The sequence below is a fragment of the Pseudomonas borbori genome, assembly GCF_900115555.1.
Taxonomy (GTDB): Bacteria; Pseudomonadota; Gammaproteobacteria; order Pseudomonadales; family Pseudomonadaceae; genus Aquipseudomonas; species Aquipseudomonas borbori.
This window is the reverse complement of sequence record NZ_FOWX01000019.1, coordinates 19157-35606: the sequence shown is the minus strand read 5'-3', so window position 1 is coordinate 35606 and position 16450 is coordinate 19157. Positions and strand designations below refer to the sequence as shown.

General features: G+C 62.1%; 14 protein-coding genes and 2 tRNA genes. 5 read left to right on the top strand and 11 right to left on the bottom strand.

The window, feature by feature from the left end; translation table 11 throughout:
* Positions 1-84: 84 nt before the first annotated feature.
* The 5 genes from BM315_RS14830 (at position 85) to BM315_RS14810 (ending at position 6063) form a co-directional block, all read left to right on the top strand.
* Entirely contained in the window at positions 85-1266 is a 1182-nt protein-coding gene (locus BM315_RS14830; RefSeq protein WP_090502314.1) for an acetyl-CoA C-acetyltransferase, read from the top strand.
* A 94-nt stretch (positions 1267-1360) separates the two neighbouring features.
* Positions 1361-2377: a class I SAM-dependent rRNA methyltransferase gene (locus tag BM315_RS14825; RefSeq protein ID WP_090502312.1), complete on the top strand. Its 1017-nt coding sequence runs from the start codon at positions 1361-1363 to the stop codon at positions 2375-2377.
* Positions 2378-2479: 102 nt separating this feature from the next.
* Positions 2480-5401: a DUF748 domain-containing protein gene (locus BM315_RS14820; protein WP_090502310.1), complete on the top strand. Its 2922-nt coding sequence runs from the start codon at positions 2480-2482 to the stop codon at positions 5399-5401.
* A gap of 10 nt (positions 5402-5411) precedes the next feature.
* Complete coding sequence (locus BM315_RS14815) at positions 5412-5708, top strand: DUF2845 domain-containing protein (RefSeq protein WP_090502308.1); 297 nt, start codon at positions 5412-5414, stop codon at positions 5706-5708.
* Positions 5709-5766: 58 nt separating this feature from the next.
* Positions 5767-6063: a DUF2845 domain-containing protein gene (locus BM315_RS14810; protein ID WP_170862226.1), complete on the top strand. Its 297-nt coding sequence runs from the start codon at positions 5767-5769 to the stop codon at positions 6061-6063.
* A 130-nt stretch (positions 6064-6193) separates the two neighbouring features.
* On the opposite strand, the gene pnp is transcribed toward BM315_RS14810, so the two are convergent.
* The 11 genes from pnp to tpiA form a co-directional block, all read right to left on the bottom strand.
* The gene (gene pnp / locus BM315_RS14805) at positions 6194-8299 is read right to left on the bottom strand and encodes a polyribonucleotide nucleotidyltransferase (protein WP_090502306.1); all 2106 of its coding nucleotides are present in this window, start codon (positions 8297-8299) and stop codon (positions 6194-6196) included.
* Positions 8300-8508: 209 nt separating this feature from the next.
* Positions 8509-8778 carry a 30S ribosomal protein S15 gene (gene rpsO / locus BM315_RS14800; protein ID WP_042554902.1) on the bottom strand — a complete coding sequence of 90 codons (270 nt, stop codon included), beginning with the start codon at positions 8776-8778 and terminating at the stop codon, positions 8509-8511.
* Between the two features lie 148 nt (positions 8779-8926).
* Positions 8927-9844, bottom strand: coding sequence for a tRNA pseudouridine(55) synthase TruB (gene truB, locus BM315_RS14795; protein ID WP_090502304.1), 918 nt, complete (start codon positions 9842-9844; stop codon positions 8927-8929).
* A 4-nt stretch (positions 9845-9848) separates the two neighbouring features.
* Positions 9849-10256 (bottom strand): 30S ribosome-binding factor RbfA, encoded by a 408-nt coding sequence (gene rbfA / locus BM315_RS14790; RefSeq protein ID WP_090502302.1) that lies wholly within the window; start codon positions 10254-10256, stop codon positions 9849-9851.
* A 110-nt stretch (positions 10257-10366) separates the two neighbouring features.
* Positions 10367-12844: a translation initiation factor IF-2 gene (infB, locus tag BM315_RS14785; protein WP_090502300.1), complete on the bottom strand. Its 2478-nt coding sequence runs from the start codon at positions 12842-12844 to the stop codon at positions 10367-10369.
* A 26-nt stretch (positions 12845-12870) separates the two neighbouring features.
* Positions 12871-14352: a transcription termination factor NusA gene (gene nusA, locus BM315_RS14780; protein WP_090502298.1), complete on the bottom strand. Its 1482-nt coding sequence runs from the start codon at positions 14350-14352 to the stop codon at positions 12871-12873.
* Between the two features lie 47 nt (positions 14353-14399).
* A complete protein-coding gene (gene rimP / locus BM315_RS14775) occupies positions 14400-14858 on the bottom strand; it encodes a ribosome maturation factor RimP (RefSeq protein ID WP_090502296.1) in 459 nt (152 codons plus the stop codon).
* Between the two features lie 129 nt (positions 14859-14987).
* Positions 14988-15064: transfer RNA gene (locus BM315_RS14770), tRNA-Met, on the bottom strand.
* A 97-nt stretch (positions 15065-15161) separates the two neighbouring features.
* Positions 15162-15247 (bottom strand) — tRNA-Leu (locus BM315_RS14765).
* A 25-nt stretch (positions 15248-15272) separates the two neighbouring features.
* Positions 15273-15695 (bottom strand): preprotein translocase subunit SecG, encoded by a 423-nt coding sequence (gene secG, locus BM315_RS14760; RefSeq protein ID WP_425287788.1) that lies wholly within the window; start codon positions 15693-15695, stop codon positions 15273-15275.
* Entirely contained in the window at positions 15658-16413 is a 756-nt protein-coding gene (gene tpiA / locus BM315_RS14755) for a triose-phosphate isomerase (RefSeq protein WP_090502292.1), read from the bottom strand. Before tpiA ends, secG begins: the two co-directional genes overlap by 38 nt.
* Between the last annotated feature and the right edge of the window lie 37 nt (positions 16414-16450).

The following is a 16450-nucleotide window of genomic DNA, read 5'->3' as shown; positions in this document are numbered from 1 at the left end:
CGTGCTGGCCCACAACCAAGCTGCTGTGCAACCATAGCGCCCTCGCTGCAACTCACCGCCCCCACTTTCTTGAGGAAGCCCACCATGCAAGAAGTCGTCATCGTCGCCGCCACCCGCACCGCCGTCGGCAGCTTCCAGGGTTCTCTGGCGAACATCGCCGCCCCCGAACTGGGCGCCGCGGTGATCCGCCGCCTGCTGGAGCAGACCGGCCTGAACGGCGCCGAGGTCGACGAAGTGATCCTCGGCCAGGTGCTCACCGCAGGCTCCGGGCAGAACCCGGCGCGCCAGGCGGCGATCCGCGCCGGCCTGCCCCACGCGGTGCCGGCGCTGACCCTGAACAAGGTCTGCGGCTCGGGCCTCAAGGCCCTGCATCTGGGCGCCCAGGCGATCCGCTGCGGCGACGCCGAGGTGGTGATCGCCGGCGGCATGGAGAACATGAGCCTGGCGCCCTACGTCATGCCCGGCGCCCGCACCGGCCTGCGCATGGGCCACGCCAAGCTCATCGATACGATGATCCAGGACGGCCTGTGGGACGCCTTCAACGACTACCACATGGGCATCACCGCCGAGAACCTGGTGGACAAGTACGCCATCAGCCGCGAGGAGCAGGATGCCTTCGCCGCTGCGTCGCAGCAAAAAGCCTGCGCCGCCATCGAGGCCGGTCGTTTCAAGGATGAAATCACCCCGATCCTGATTCCCCAGCGCAAGGGCGAGCCCCTGGCCTTCGCCACCGACGAGCAGCCGCGTGCCGGTACCAGCACCGAGGCCCTGGGCAAGCTCAAGCCGGCGTTCAAGAAGGACGGCAGCGTCACCGCCGGCAACGCCTCCAGCCTCAACGACGGCGCCGCCGCGGTATTGCTGATGAGCGCGGCCAAGGCCGAGGCCCTCGGCCTGCCGGTGCTGGCCAGGATCGCCGGCTACGCTAATGCCGGCGTCGATCCGGCGATCATGGGCATCGGCCCGGTCAGCGCCACCCGGCGCTGCCTGGCCAAGGCCGGCTGGAGCCTGGAGCAACTGGACCTGATCGAGGCCAACGAAGCCTTCGCCGCCCAGGCCCTGGCGGTCGGCAAGGAACTGCAGTGGGATGCGAGCAAGGTCAACGTCAATGGTGGCGCCATCGCCATCGGCCACCCGATTGGCGGTTCCGGCTGCCGGATTCTGGTGACCCTGCTGCACGAGATGATCAAGCGCGACGCCCACAAGGGCCTGGCTACCCTGTGCATCGGCGGCGGTCAGGGCGTGGCCCTGGCGATCGAGCGCGGATAAATGCCGCTGCGGGTGCAACCCCCACGGGTTGCACCCGCCGGCTCCGACCTTTTTCTTGGTAAACTGCGCGCCCCTCTTTTCCGAGTCGCCGCGCATGCCTTCTCTCGACCAGGCGCTGCGCGCCGCACTGAACAACCGCCAAGTCCTGCTGACGGAACTGCATCAACAGGGCACCGACTGCTACCGCCTGTTCCACGGCAGCCAGGAAGGCGCCGGCGGTCTGACCATCGACCGCTATGGCCCACAACTATTGGTGCAAAGCTTTCATCAGGGCCTCGGCCATGACCAGCTGCTGCAACTGGCCGGGCAATGCGAGCAGGCTCTCGATACGCCGCTGTTGCTGGTCTACAACGACCGTTCCCAGGGCAACTCGCGGATCGATCGCAGTGACCCGGTCTACCAGGCCGAGCCCGAGGCCCTGACGGACCTGGTCGGCCACGAATGGGGCCTCAAGTACCGTGTGCGCGGTCGTCATGCCGGACAGGATCCGCTGCTGTTTCTCGACCTGCGCAACGCCCGCGGCTGGATCAAGGCGCACAGCGCCGGCAAATCCGTGCTCAACCTGTTCGCCTACACCTGCGGCGTCGGCCTCAGCGCGGCGGCCGGCGGCGCCAGCGAAGTGATCAACCTGGATTTTGCCGAAGGCAACCTGGCGGTCGGCCGCGAAAACGCCGCACTCAATCCCGGCCTGGCGTCCATGCAGTTCATCCAGTCCGACTATTTTCCGGCGATTCGCCAGTTGGCCGGGCTGCCGATCAGCACACGGCGCGGGCACAAGCTGCCCGATTACCCACGCCTGCAGCAGCGCCAGTTCGATCGGGTAGTGCTCGACCCGCCCGCCTGGGCCAAGAGCGCCTTCGGCACCGTCGACCTGCTGCGCGACTACCAGAGCCTGCTCAAACCGGCGATTCTCGCCACCGCCGACGACGGCGTGCTGATCTGCTGCAACAACCTGGCGAAGGTCGCCCTGAGCGACTGGCGCGCGCAGGTGCTGCGCTGCGCGGAAAAGCTCGGGCGGCCGGTACGCGAGTGTCAGGTGCTGGCACCAGCGCCGGACTTCCCTTCACGTGACGGCCAGCCGCCGCTGAAAACCCTGATCCTGCAGTTCTAAGCCAAGCCAAAGCCGCGCAGGAAGCACGCCACGCCCGTCGTCTGGAACTGTGCGCGCGTGCCATACTCCAAAGCACTTCTCGTCGGGATAGATGACGTTTTTATGCTTAAAGGAATAAAGCGCGCCGCCGGCGCCCTGCTGATTGCCGTTGTCCTCTACAGCCTGCTCGGGTTTCTGATCCTGCCCGGCATCGGCCTGCGCATCGCCAACCAGCAACTCGCCCTGTACAGCAATGCGCCCGCCACGCTGGAGCGCCTGCAACTCAACCCCTTCAGCCTGGAAGCCAAGCTCTGGGGCTTGCGCATCGGCGAGCCCGGCGAGGAACAAGTGGCCTTCGAGCACCTCTATGCCAACCTGCAACTCGACAGCCTGTGGCGCAGCGTTCTGCACCTGAGCGCAGTCGAGCTGGATAGGCCACAGACCCAGTTGCTGTTCGCCAAGGACGGTACGCTTAACCTGGCCCAGCTGTTCAAGCTGCCGGCCAGCGCCGAGCCGGTCGCCGGGGAACCGGCCGGTGAGCCTTTGCCGCTGCGCATCGATCACATCAAACTGGCCGGCGGCGACCTGCGTTTCGAGGATCTGCGCCCGAGCGAACCCATCGAGTTTGTCTACGACGACCTCAACTTCGAACTGCACAATCTCAGCACCCTGCCGGACGACAGTGCCGAGATGACCCTGGTCGCCACCGGCCCCCATGGTGGACGGATCGACTGGAACGGACAGATCAGCCTGGTGCCGATCGGCTCCAGCGGCAGCCTGAAACTCAGCGATGGCAAACTCAAAGCCATATGGCCCTATGTACGCGATGCCGTGCCGCTGGAGCTGGAAGAGGGGGTGATCGACCTGGCCACCGACTACAGCCTGAGCCTGACCAGCGACACACAACTGCTGCTGAACAACACCCGGATCAAGATCGCCCCCTTCGCCATCAAGGCAACGGACGGCCGGCCACTGGTGAAACTGGCCAGCCTGGAAGTCAGCGACACCAGCCTGGATCTGCTCAAGCAGCAGGTGGTGGTCGGCAAGATCCGCAGCCAGAGCCTGGAAACCTGGGCCGCCCGTGAGGCCGATGGCCAACTGGATTGGCAGAAGCTGTTCGCCACCTCGCCAGCCAGCGGCGCGCAGCAGGAGGACAAGGAGCAGAGCGAGACGGCGCCGGGCAAACCCTGGCAAGTACTGCTACGCGATGTGCAACTGCGTGACTACCGGGTGCACCTGGCCGACCGCGTGCCGGAACAGGATGTCGCCCTCGAACTGGGCCCCCTTGACCTCGACCTGCAAGATTTCGACAGCCTGGGTACCTCGCCCTTCACCCTCAGACTCGACACCGGTCTGGGTCAACAGGGGACATTGCAGGCCGAGGGGCAAGTGCAACTGAACCCGACCACGGCCAGCCTGAAAGTCACCAGCCGCGCAATCGACCTGCGCCTGGCCCAGGCCTATCTCAGCCCCCTGGTGCGCATCGAGCTGCGCAGCGGCCTGCTCGACAGCGATCTGGACGTCGCCCTGGACGCCACCGAGCCACTGGCGTTCAGCGTCACAGGCAAGGCCCAGGTCAACCAGCTGCATACCCTCGACACCCTCAAGGAACGCGACTTCGTGCGCTGGCAGCAACTCGACCTGCTCGGCCTCAACTACCGCCACGGCGACCGCCTGAGCATCGACAAGGTGCGGCTGAACCAGCCCTATGCGCGCTTCATCATCAACGAAGACCTGACCACCAACGTCAGCGACCTGCTGATCGCTCGGTCCGGCGCTCCGGGGCCCGGCGATCCGACGTCCGCCGAGCCGGCCACCCCGCCGGAGTCCGCCAGCCCGCCGCTGGGCATCCATATCGGCGAGGTGACCCTCGCCGACGGCTCGGCCAATTTCGCCGACTTCAGCCTGACCCCCAACTTCGCCACGGCCATCCAGCAGCTCAACGGCCGCATCGGCAGCCTCGACAGCCGCGCACAGAAACCGGCCAGCGTGGACATCGCCGGCAAGGTCGACCGCTACGCCCCGGTCAGCATCAAGGGCAGCCTCAACCCCTTCGACCCGCTGGATAGCCTGGATATCATCACCCAGTTCAAACAGCTCGAACTGACCACCCTGACGCCCTACTCCGGCAAGTTCGCCGGCTATCGCATCCGCAAGGGCCGGCTCAATCTGGACCTGCATTACCGCATCAGCCAGGGCAAACTGAATGCCGAAAACAGCGTGGTGGTCGAACAACTGCAGCTCGGTGAAAAAGTCGACAGCCCCAGCGCGGTCGACTTGCCGATTCGCCTGGCCGTCGCCCTGCTCAAGGATACCGAGGGCAAGATCGCCCTGAGCCTGCCGGTGCAGGGCGACCTCAACAACCCCGAATTCAGCGTGATGCCGATTGTCTGGCAAACCCTGCGCAACCTGATCCTGCGCGCGGCCCAGGCGCCGTTCAAATTCATCGGCGGGCTGGTCAGCGGCGGTGCGGACATGGACCTCAGCACCGTACAGTTCGACCCAGGCAGTAGCCAACTCGACAGCCGCGCCCAGGCCGCCCTCGGCGTGCTTGCCAGCGCCCTGAAGGAGCGCCCGGCGTTGCGCCTTGAAGTAGAAGGCATCAGCGCACAGAGCAGTGACGGCCCACTCCTGGCCGAACAGCGCCTGCAGCGCGAGTACCAGACCACCTACTACAAGATCCTCCAGCGCCGCGGCGATACGGTGCCCGCCGAGGCCAGCCAGCTCGAGGTCCCGCAAGACGAGCAAGATCCGCTGCTCGAAGGCATCTACCGCGCCCGCCTGAAACAGCAGCCACCCGCCGAGTGGCAGGAACTGGACAAGGAGCAGCGCGCCGCCAATCTGCGCGCCGCCCTCTTGCAACTCTGGGGCAAGAGCCAGTTGCTGCAGCGCCAACTGGCCCAGGCCCGCGCCGCCAGCATCAAGGATTATCTGGTCGAGCAGGGCGGCCTGGCCGACGAACGCATCTACCTGCTGGATGTCGGCCTCGGCCAGGCGCAAGCGGACGGCCGGGTAGCCACGGCGTTGCACCTCGATAGCGAATAAGGCCAGACCAATGCCCCCCCTCAAACACCTCAGTCTGACCCTGCTCCTCGCTTGCGCCGGCGCAGCCCAGGGCGAAACCCTGCGCTGCGGCAGTCAACTGGTCAGCGTCGGTGACCGCACATTCGAGGTGGAGCAGAAATGCGGCGAACCGGTTTTTCGCGACCCGGTCGGTTACACCCTCGGGCCTTACCAGCGACGCGAGCTGAAGATCGAGGAATGGGTCTACGGGCCCAGCAACGGCATGCTGACCATCCTGACCTTCGAAGGCAACCGCCTGACACGCATAGAAAGGCGCCGCAGCCGCTGACAAACACATGCCCCGCGCGGTAGCCTGAGCCACCTCAACGGCCAACCGGTTAAGCCTTGTGAAAATCCTTGTCGCCACCCTGCTCGCGCTATTGGCCGGCAATATCCAGGCCGCGACCTTGCGCTGCGGCAGCGCCTTGATCAGCACCGACGACAGCACCAGCGAAGTCCTCGGCAAATGCGGCGAACCCCGCAGCCGCGACTTCCTCGGCTACCGTGAAGTACTCGACAGCTATGGCTTTTACAACGAAGTGCCCATCGAGGAATGGACCTACGGCCCGCGCAACGGCATGTACCATTTCCTGCGTTTCGAAGGTAACCGGCTGCGCGACATCGACAGCAAACGCGGCAACTGATTACACCCGCGGGGCTTGGTTGCCCAAGTCATCCGCCGCCATCAACATGCCATCGCGCCGTAAAGCTACTCGAAAAAAAAGAGGGTCCCGCAAGGGACCCTCTCTTTATAGGCGTGAAGCGCTGGGCTGATTAAACGCCCGAGGCTTCCGCTGCTGCCACGTCCTTGATTGACAGCTTGATACGGCCGCGGTTGTCCACGTCCAGTACCAGTACCTTCACTTCCTGACCTTCTTTCAGGATGTCGGTGACCTTCTCGACCCGCTGATCGCTGAGCATCGAGATGTGCACCAGACCGTCCTTGCCCGGCAGGATGTTGACGAAGGCGCCGAAGTCGACGATGCGCTCGACCTTGCCGACGTAGATCTTGCCGATCTCGGCCTCGGCGGTGATGCCCAAGACGCGCTGACGCGCCGCCTCGGCCGCTTCCTTGGTTTCGCCGAAGATCTTGATGGTGCCGTCGTCTTCGATGTCGATCGAGGCCTTGGTCTCCTCGCAGATGGCGCGGATGGTCGCGCCACCCTTGCCGATCACGTCGCGGATCTTGTCGGTGTCGATCTTCATCGCGATCATGGTCGGTGCGTTGGCCGACAGTTCGCTGCGCGACTGGGCGATCACCTGGTTCATCTGGCCGAGGATATTCAGGCGCGCTTCCAGGGCTTGGCCCAGGGCGATTTCCATGATTTCTTCGGTGATGCCCTGGATCTTGATGTCCATCTGCAGCGCGGTCACGCCCTTGGCGGTACCGGCTACCTTGAAGTCCATGTCGCCCAGGTGATCTTCGTCGCCGAGGATGTCGGTCAGTACGGCGAACTTCTCGCCTTCCTTGACCAGACCCATGGCGATACCGGCTACCGGCGCCTTCATCGGCACACCGGCGTCCATCAGCGCCAGGGAAGCACCGCAGACCGAAGCCATGGAGCTGGAACCGTTGGACTCGGTGATTTCCGAGACCACGCGAATGGTGTACGGGAACTCGTCGGCGCTCGGCAGCATGGCGGCAACGGAACGACGGGCCAGACGACCGTGGCCGATTTCGCGGCGACCGGTAGCGCCCATGCGCCCACACTCACCCACCGAGTACGGCGGGAAGTTGTAGTGCAGCATGAAGGGGTCTTTGCGCTCGCCTTCGAGGGTGTCGAGCAGCTGTGCGTCACGCGCGGTGCCCAGGGTAGCAACCACCAGGGCCTGGGTTTCGCCACGGGTGAACAGCGCCGAACCGTGGGTCTTGGCCAGCACCCCGACTTCGATGTTCAGGCCACGCACGGTACGGGTGTCGCGGCCATCGATACGCGGCTTGCCGTTAACGATGTTCTCGCGCACGGTGCGGTATTCGATTTCGCCAAAAGCGTCTTTGACTTCGCCGGCGGACGGTTGACCTTCTTCGCCGGCGAACTTGGCAACGATTTCATTGCGCAGCTCACCGAGACGGGCATAACGCTCGTGCTTGACGGTGATGGTGTAAGCCTGGGAGATCGCCTCGCCAAATTCGCCACGGATGGCGGCCAGCAGCTCGGTGTTCTCGGGCTTGGCCTGCCAGTCCCAGGTCGGCTTGCCCGCTTCGGTGGCCAGCTCGGTGACAGCCTGGATCACGGCCTGGAATTCGTCATGGGCGAACAGTACGGCGCCCAGCATCTGGTCTTCGGTCAGCTCTTTGGCTTCCGATTCGACCATCAGCACGGCGTCTTTGGTGCCGGCTACGACCATGTCCAGGCTCGACGCCTTGAGCTGCTCGTAAGTCGGGTTCAGCAGGTAGCCGGTTTCCGGGTGGAAGGCCACGCGCGCGGCGCCGATCGGGCCGTTGAACGGGATGCCGGAGATCGCCAGGGCAGCCGAGGTACCGATCATCGCAGCGATGTCCGGGTCGGTCTTCTTGCTGGTGGAAACCACGGTGCAGATGACCTGCACTTCGTTCTGGAAGCCTTCCGGAAACAGCGGACGGATCGGACGGTCGATCAGGCGCGAGGTCAGGGTCTCTTTCTCGCTCGGGCGCGCTTCACGCTTGAAGAAACCGCCAGGGATCTTGCCGGCGGCATAGGTCTTTTCCTGGTAGTGCACCGACAGCGGGAAAAAGCCTTTGCTCGGGTCGGCGGTCTTAGCACCGGTTACGGCGACCAGCACGGCGACGTCGTCGTCGACGGTGACCAGCACTGCGCCGGAGGCTTGACGGGCGATACGGCCCGTCTCGAGGGTAACGGTCGATTGACCGAACTGGAACTTCTTGATTACCGGGTTCACGGTGTTTTCCTTCTCTTTGTTGCCCTTGGGGAAAGCGTTTCTTGCAACCGTTGCTCACGCATGTGAGCACACGGGTCTTGCAGAATGTGTGGGCGGTTACGGGAGTCGGACCCGCTGTCGTCCAAAACAGCTAAAGCAGAAAAGCAAAAGCTGGAAGCAGGGGCAAACCCCACTTCCAGCTTCGGCAGTCAGCTACGCGTAAGCATTGCTTAGCGACGCAGACCCAGGCGACCGATCAGGGCGCTGTAACGACTGGTGTCCTTGCCCTTCAGGTAATCCAGCAACTTGCGACGCTGGTTAACCATACGGATCAGGCCACGACGCGAGTGGTGGTCCTTACCGTTGGCCTTGAAGTGGCCTTGCAGCTTGTTGATGTTGGCGGACAGCAGTGCAACTTGCACTTCCGGGCTACCGGTGTCGCCTTCAGCTTGCTTGTAGTCGTTAACGATCTGGGCTTTTTCTTCAACGCTGAGTGCCATGTGGGCAATCCTCTCAGTTAGGCAGCTGCCGAAACAGTTGCAATAGGCCGGGAATCGCTTCCCGTGTTTTCAAGTGAGGAATGACCGTGCCTATTAACAGCCACCCTCGATACGCTGATGGCAACCGAAGCCTCCGTCAACGCCACGGTCATACCGACCGAATCAAGCGACGCGGCGCAATGCGCCCGTCTTCGCTCACTTCACCGATACCGATGAAGCGACCGTTGTGATCCTGTACCCGCACCATGCCGAACTTCGGCGCTTCCGGTGCGCGTACCGGCTGCCCTTGCAGCCAGTAGAACGAACTGTGTTCGGAGAACTGCAACAGCGGCCAGTGCTGCAGGCCGCTGTCCACCGGCAGCAGAAACTGATCGACAGCTTCATGGCCACCCTCGGCATGGGCCTGTTCCAGCGCTTCCAGGCTAACCGTCTGCGCCAGCCCGAATGGACCCGCCTTGGTTCGCCGCAGCTCTGCAACATGGGCGCCGCAACCGAGCAACTGGCCAATATCCTCGACCAGGGTGCGGATATAGGTGCCTTTCGTGCAATCGACCGCCAGGCGCGCCTGCTCCGCCTCGCAGCTGAGTAATTCCAAGCGCGCAATAGTAACAGAACGCGGCTCGCGCTCCACTACTTCGCCGGCACGGGCGAGCTTGTACAGTGGCTGGCCATCGCGCTTGAGCGCCGAGTACATCGGCGGTATCTGGCTGATTTCACCGCGAAAACGCGGCAACAGGGCCTCGATATCGGCACGACCAACGGTCACCGGCCGACGCTCCAGGACTTCGCCTTCGGCATCGGCGGTGGTGGTGGTGACGCCCAGCTGCATCAGGGTTTCATAGCCCTTGTCGGCATCCAGCAGATACTGGGAGAATTTGGTCGCCTCGCCGAAGCACAGCGGCAACACGCCAGTGGCCAAGGGGTCCAGACTGCCGGTATGCCCGGCCTTCTCGGCATTGAGCAACCAGCGCACTTTCTGCAACGCCGCGTTGGAACTGAAGCCGCGCGGTTTGTCCAGCAGGATGATGCCGTCGACCGGACGACGAATACGTTTCACCTGAGCCACGCGCCTACTCCTCGGCCCTGGTTTTTTCATCGCCGTGCGCATTGTCTTCACTGACAGCCCGCTCGATCAACGCCGACAATTGCGCACCACGCACCACACTTTCATCGTAGTGGAAGCGCAAATTGGGCACGCTACGCAGCTTCATCGCCTTGCCCAACTGCATGCGCAGGAAACCGCTGGCGTCGTTGAGTACCTTGATACTCTGCGCCACGCGATCGACGCCCTCTTCAGGCTCGCCGCCCATTACGGTGACGAACACCTTGGCATGACTGGAGTCGCGGCTGACTTCCACCGCGGTGATGGTCACCAGGCCGCCAAGACGCGGGTCCTTGATTTCCATGCGGATCAATTGCGCCAGTTCACGCTGCATCTGGTCGCCGATGCGCTGGGCACGGCTATATTCTTTGGCCATTTCTACTACCTTCCACTCGCCACGACACTCTGAAAAGCGTCGGACCTAAAAGCGGCAAACGCCCGGCCGAGCAAAAGCAGGGCCGGGCGTTGCATGTTGCAACTCGTGCCTTACAGGCTACGAGCCACTTGGACCTTCTCGAACACTTCGATCTTGTCGCCGACCTTGACGTCGTTGTAGCTCTTCACGCCGATACCGCACTCCATGCCGGCACGCACCTCGGACATGTCGTCCTTGAAGCGGCGCAGGGACTCCAGTTCGCCCTCGAAGATAACCACATCGTCACGCAATACGCGGATTGGGCGGTTACGGTGCACGATACCTTCGGTCACCATGCAGCCGGCGATCGCACCAAACTTCGGCGAACGGAACACGTCGCGCACTTCGGCGATACCCAGGATGTTCTCGCGAACATCGCTGCCGAGCATGCCGGTCAGGGCCTTCTTGACGTCTTCGATGATGTCGTAGATCACGTTGTAGTAACGCATATCCAGACCTTCCTGCTCGACGATCTTGCGCGCACCGGCATCGGCACGCACGTTGAAGCCGAACAGCACGGCGTTGGAGGCCAGCGCCAGGTTGGCATCGGATTCGGTGATACCACCGACGCCGCCACCGACCACACGCACCTGCACTTCGTCGTTACCCAGGCCGCTAAGCGAACCTTGCAGCGCTTCCAGCGAACCACGGACGTCGGATTTGAGGACGATATTGAGCGTCTTCTTCTCTTCCTGGCCCATGTTCTCGAAGATGTTCTCGAGCTTGCCGGCGTGAGCACGGGCCAGCTTGACTTCGCGGAACTTGCCTTGACGGAACAACGCCACTTCACGGGCCTTCTTCTCGTCGGTCAGCACGCTCATCTCGTCACCCGCTTCCGGGGTACCGTCCAGGCCGAGGATCTCGACCGGAATCGACGGGCCGGCTTCCTTGATGGCCTTGCCATTTTCATCGAGCATGGCGCGGATACGACCGTAGTTGGAGCCGACCAGGATCATATCGCCCTGGCGCAGCGTACCGTCCTGAACCAGAACGGTGGCAACCGGGCCACGGCCCTTGTCGAGACGCGACTCGACCACGACGCCACGCCCAGGAGCGGACGGAGTGGCCTTCAGCTCGAGCACTTCGGCTTGCAACAAGACGGCCTCGAGCAACTCGTCGACGCCGGTACCGACTTTCGCCGAGACCGAAACGAACGGCGTATCACCGCCCCACTCTTCGGATGTAACGCCGTGAACCGAAAGCTCGCTGCGGATGCGATCGAGATCGGCGCCCGGCTTGTCGATCTTGTTCACTGCGACGACCAACGGAACCCCGGCGGCCTTGGCATGCTGAACGGCTTCGACGGTCTGCGGCATCACACCGTCGTCCGCCGCCACCACCAGAATCACGATATCGGTCGCCTGGGCACCACGGGCACGCATGGCGGTAAAGGCCGCGTGCCCCGGGGTGTCGAGGAAGGTGACCATGCCGCGATCGGTTTCGACGTGGTAGGCACCGATGTGCTGAGTGATACCACCGGCTTCGCCCGCGGCCACTTTGGCGCGACGGATATAGTCGAGCAGCGAAGTCTTGCCGTGGTCGACGTGGCCCATTACGGTCACCACCGGCGCACGGGCGAAGGTCTCGCCTTCGAACTTCAGCGACTCGGCCAACTGATCTTCCAGGGCGTTGTCGCTGACCAGCTTGACGTTGTGACCCAGCTCTTCGGCGATTAACTGGGCAGTTTCCTGATCCAGCACCTGGTTGATGGTCACCGGGGTGCCCATCTTGAACATGAATTTGATCACTTCCGCCGCTTTAACCGACATCTGCTGAGCCAACTCACCGACGGTGATGGTTTCGCCGATGGCGACATCACGCACGACCGGACCGGTCGGACTCTGGAAGCCGTGCTGATTGCGCTTCTTCAGTTTGGACTTGCCACGCCCACCACGACGGTGGCTGTCGCTTTCTTCGTCGATGCTGCGCGGCGCCACACGCGGGGCCGGCGCCTTTTCCTTGACCGCAGGACGATGCTGGGTGGTCTTGCGCTCACCACGGCGATCGGCATCTTCATTGCGCGGCTTGTCGGGACGGCGCGGCTCGTCTTTCTTGCGCTCTTCAACCACAGCCGCGACCACCGGCAATTCGACCGGTGCCGCGACCGCAACCGCAACCGCGTCGCTCTTGACCGCGACCAGCGGCTGGACTTGCTCAGCCGCGCGGCGCTTGGCTTCTTCTTCAGCCTTCACCCGCGCCGCTTCGGCGACCGCACGCTGCTCAGCCAGCTCACGCTGCTTCTCGGCCTCGATCTCTTCAGGACTGCGCTTGACGAAGGTTTTCTTCTTGCGCACTTCCACACTGATGGTCTTGCTACCCGCCACACGAAGAGTGCTGGTAGTTTTGCGCTGCAAGGTAATCTTGCGCGGCTCTTCGGCTTTCACGCCGTGGCTGCTTTTGAGATGGGCAAGCAAAGCCTGCTTCTCGTTATCGGTGACAACTTGCTCGGCACTGCTGTGCGGCAAACCCGCCTCACGCATCTGCTGCAGCAGGCGCTCTACCGGTGTGTCGACCACTTGGGCCAGTTCTTTCACCGTGACTTGCGTCATGCACTTCTCTCCTCAGGCCGTAAAACTTACTCGAACCAATGGGCTCGGGCGGCCATGATCAGCTTGCCGGCACGCTCTGCGTCGATGCCGTCGATGTCGAGCAGGTCGTCAATCGACTGCTCGGCCAGGTCTTCGCGGGTAACCACACCGCGTACTGCCAGCTCCTGCGCCAAGCCTTTGTCCATACCCTCAAGCGAGAGCAGGTCTTCGGCCGGGTGGGCGTCTGCCAGTTTTTCTTCTGTGGCGATGGCCTTGGTCAACAGGCGATCTTTTGCCCGTGCCCGTAGCTCGCTGACGATTTCCTCATCGAAACCATCGATGCTGAGCATCTCTTCCATCGGCACATAAGCGATTTCTTCCAGGCTGGTAAAGCCTTCTTCGACCAACACCTGGGCCAGCTCTTCATCGACTTCCAACTCGTCGATGAAATTTTGCAGAATGTCGCCGGTCTCTGCTTGCTGCTTGGCCTGAATGTCCGCTTCGGTCATCACGTTCAGCGTCCAGCCAGTCAGTTGACTGGCCAAACGAACGTTCTGACCGCCACGGCCAATGGCCTGCGCCAGGTTGTCTTCGCCGACGGCGATGTCCATGGCATGGGCATCCTCATCGACAATGATTGCGGCAACTTCCGCTGGCGACATGGCGTTGATCACAAACTGCGCGGGATTGTCATCCCACAGCACGATATCCACTCGTTCGCCGGCCAACTCGCCGGATACTGCTTGTACGCGCGAACCACGCATGCCGATGCAGGCACCTTGCGGATCGATACGCTTGTCCTTGGAACGCACGGCCAATTTGGCCCGCGAGCCAGGATCGCGCGCAGCGGCCATGACTTCGATAAGTTCTTCGGCGATCTCGGGCACTTCGATGCGGAACAATTCGATCAGCATTTCCGGCGCGGTGCGCGAGAGAATCAGCTGCGGACCACGACTCTCGGTACGAATCTCCTTGAGCAGGGCACGAACCCGGGCACCCACGCGGAAAGTCTCGCGCGAAATGATGTCCTCACGCGCCAACAACGCCTCGGCATTATTGCCCAAGTCGATGATCACATTATCGCGAGTCACCTTTTTCACAGTGCCGGAGATGATTTCGCCCAAGCGCTCACGGTAGGCTTCAACCACCTGAGCACGCTCGGCCTCGCGAACCTTCTGCACGATGACTTGCTTGGCGGTTTGCGCAGCAATGCGACCGAACTCGATGGACTCGATCTTTTCCTCGAGTACATCGCCGACTTTCGCATTGGCTTCGATCGCCCGTGGCATATCAACGGTAACTTGATGCGCAGGGTCATCGAAATCGGCTTCTTCGACCACTGTCCAGCAACGGAAAGTTTCGTAGTTGCCGGTCTGGCGATTGATCGCCACACGCAACTCGACTTCGTCTTCAAAACGCTTTTTGGTGGCAGTGGCCAAAGCCAATTCCAGCGCCTCGAATATCACGCTAGCCGGTACGCCCTTTTCGTTGGACACCGACTCAACAACCAGCAGTACTTCTTTGCTCATCGTACGCCTCGCCTTTCGCAATCCATTGGATCCGCGGGATCCGCGTCTCAATCAAACCTGGGGATAATATTGGCCTTATCGATCATGTCGATCGGCAACAGAAACTCATGGTCATCCACCTGCACCACCACGTCCTGTTCCTCCACGCCGCGAAGGAGACCTTGAAAGTTGCGGCGCCCCTCGAAAGGCGAACGCAGCTTGATTTTCACCTGCTCGCCGGCATGACTGGCGAACTGCTGCAACGTGAACAGCGGCCGATCCATGCCGGGCGAAGACACCTCCAGGGTGTATTCCGCGCTGATCGGGTCTTCGACATCGAGGACACCACTGATCTGCCGACTGACCTTCTCGCAATCTTCGATGAGAACGCCATTGGCATGATCGATATAAATTCGCAGCAAAGAATGCCGCCCTTGCGACAGGAACTCGACACCCCAGCATTCATAGCCGAGTGCTTCGACTACCGGGGCCACCAAGGCCTGCAACTGTTCTAGCTTGCTCGACACCTGAGCCCCTCGCGCATGCTGTGCAAATGAAAAATGGGCGAAACGCCCATCCCTTCAACCGGCCTCTAAAGGCCGGCAAACCTGTCTCCCAGCTAGCAAAAAGCCCCTGAAAAGGGGCTCCGCTGCTGCTGGTTGCGGGGGCTGGATTTGAACCAACGACCTTCGGGTTATGAGCCCGACGAGCTACCAGACTGCTCCACCCCGCGTCAAAGCTGGGGCCGAAGTATACGGCCGAACCCACACGAGGGTCAACCAACGCTTCAGCAACAAGAAAGCCCGCATACTGCGGGCTTGCTTGTAAATTGGTACCGAGGAGGGGACTCGAACCCCTACAGCCTATGGCCACTACCACCTCAAGGTAGCGTGTCTACCAATTCCACCACCTCGGCAAAATCACGTGTTGCGTACTGCTTGTTACTGCTCTGGAGCCTGAGGCACATCAGCCGCTTCGACAGCCGGCTTTTGCTCTTCGAGCACGGGTACATCTTCAACAGCGGGCGCAGCCTGCTGCACTTCCAACACCGCCGGATCAGGCAAACCAACCTGACTCAGCGCATCAGCCTTTTCTTTAGCAAAGAACGCCAAGCCCAAGCTAGTTATGAAAAAAGCGGTGGCGAGTATAGCAGTAACGCGACTCAAAAAGGTAGAGGAACCTTGGCTACCGAAAACGGTAGCAGAAGCACCAGAACCAAAAGAAGCCCCCGCATCGGCACCCTTGCCCTGCTGCAGCAAAACCAGCGCAACCACACCGATTGCACCCAGCAGATGAAAAACCACTACGCCTGTTTCCAGCATCTTGTCAGCTTCCTGCGGCGCGACAAATCGCACCGAACTCATCCGCATTCAGAGAGGCCCCACCAACGAGCCCCCCATCGATATCCGGCATACCGAACAACTCGGCTGCATTAGCGGCCTTGACACTGCCGCCATATAGAATTCTTACAGTGCATGCCACTTCGGCACTGTGCGCGGCCAGCTGCGCACGAATAGCGGCATGCACCTGCTGCGCCTGTTCGGGCGACGCCGTCAAACCCGAGCCAATGGCCCAGACCGGCTCATAGGCAACAACCGCCCGAGCAAAGACATCGATACCCAGCACATCGACAACACTGGCCAACTGCGCCCCCACAACCTCAAGGGTCTTGCCGGACTCGCGCTGCTCGAGGGTCTCCCCCACACACAACAGCGGAATCAAACCACAAGACTGCGCAGCTGCAAACTTGCGCACCACATCAGCATCGGTCTCACCAAGCAGCAAGCGCCGCTCCGAATGCCCCACCAACACCAGGGTACAACCTGCATCCTGCAACTGACTGGCAGCAACCTCGCCAGTCAGAGCCCCCTGAGCCGGGTCGGCCGCACAATCTTGCGCGCCGACCTCGGCCACCCTGTCAGCCAGACCTTCCAGAACCTGGACGATATGCAAACAGGAGGGAAAGACTGCAACCTCGACATCAGCAGGCAACACCTGCCGACGCAAACCGTTGATCAGCTCTGCGACACTGGCGCGGGTACCGTGCATTTTCCAGTTACCAGCTACCAGGGGGCGACGCATGCCTTACCTCATCGGTCAAAGAGGGCGCAGATGTTAC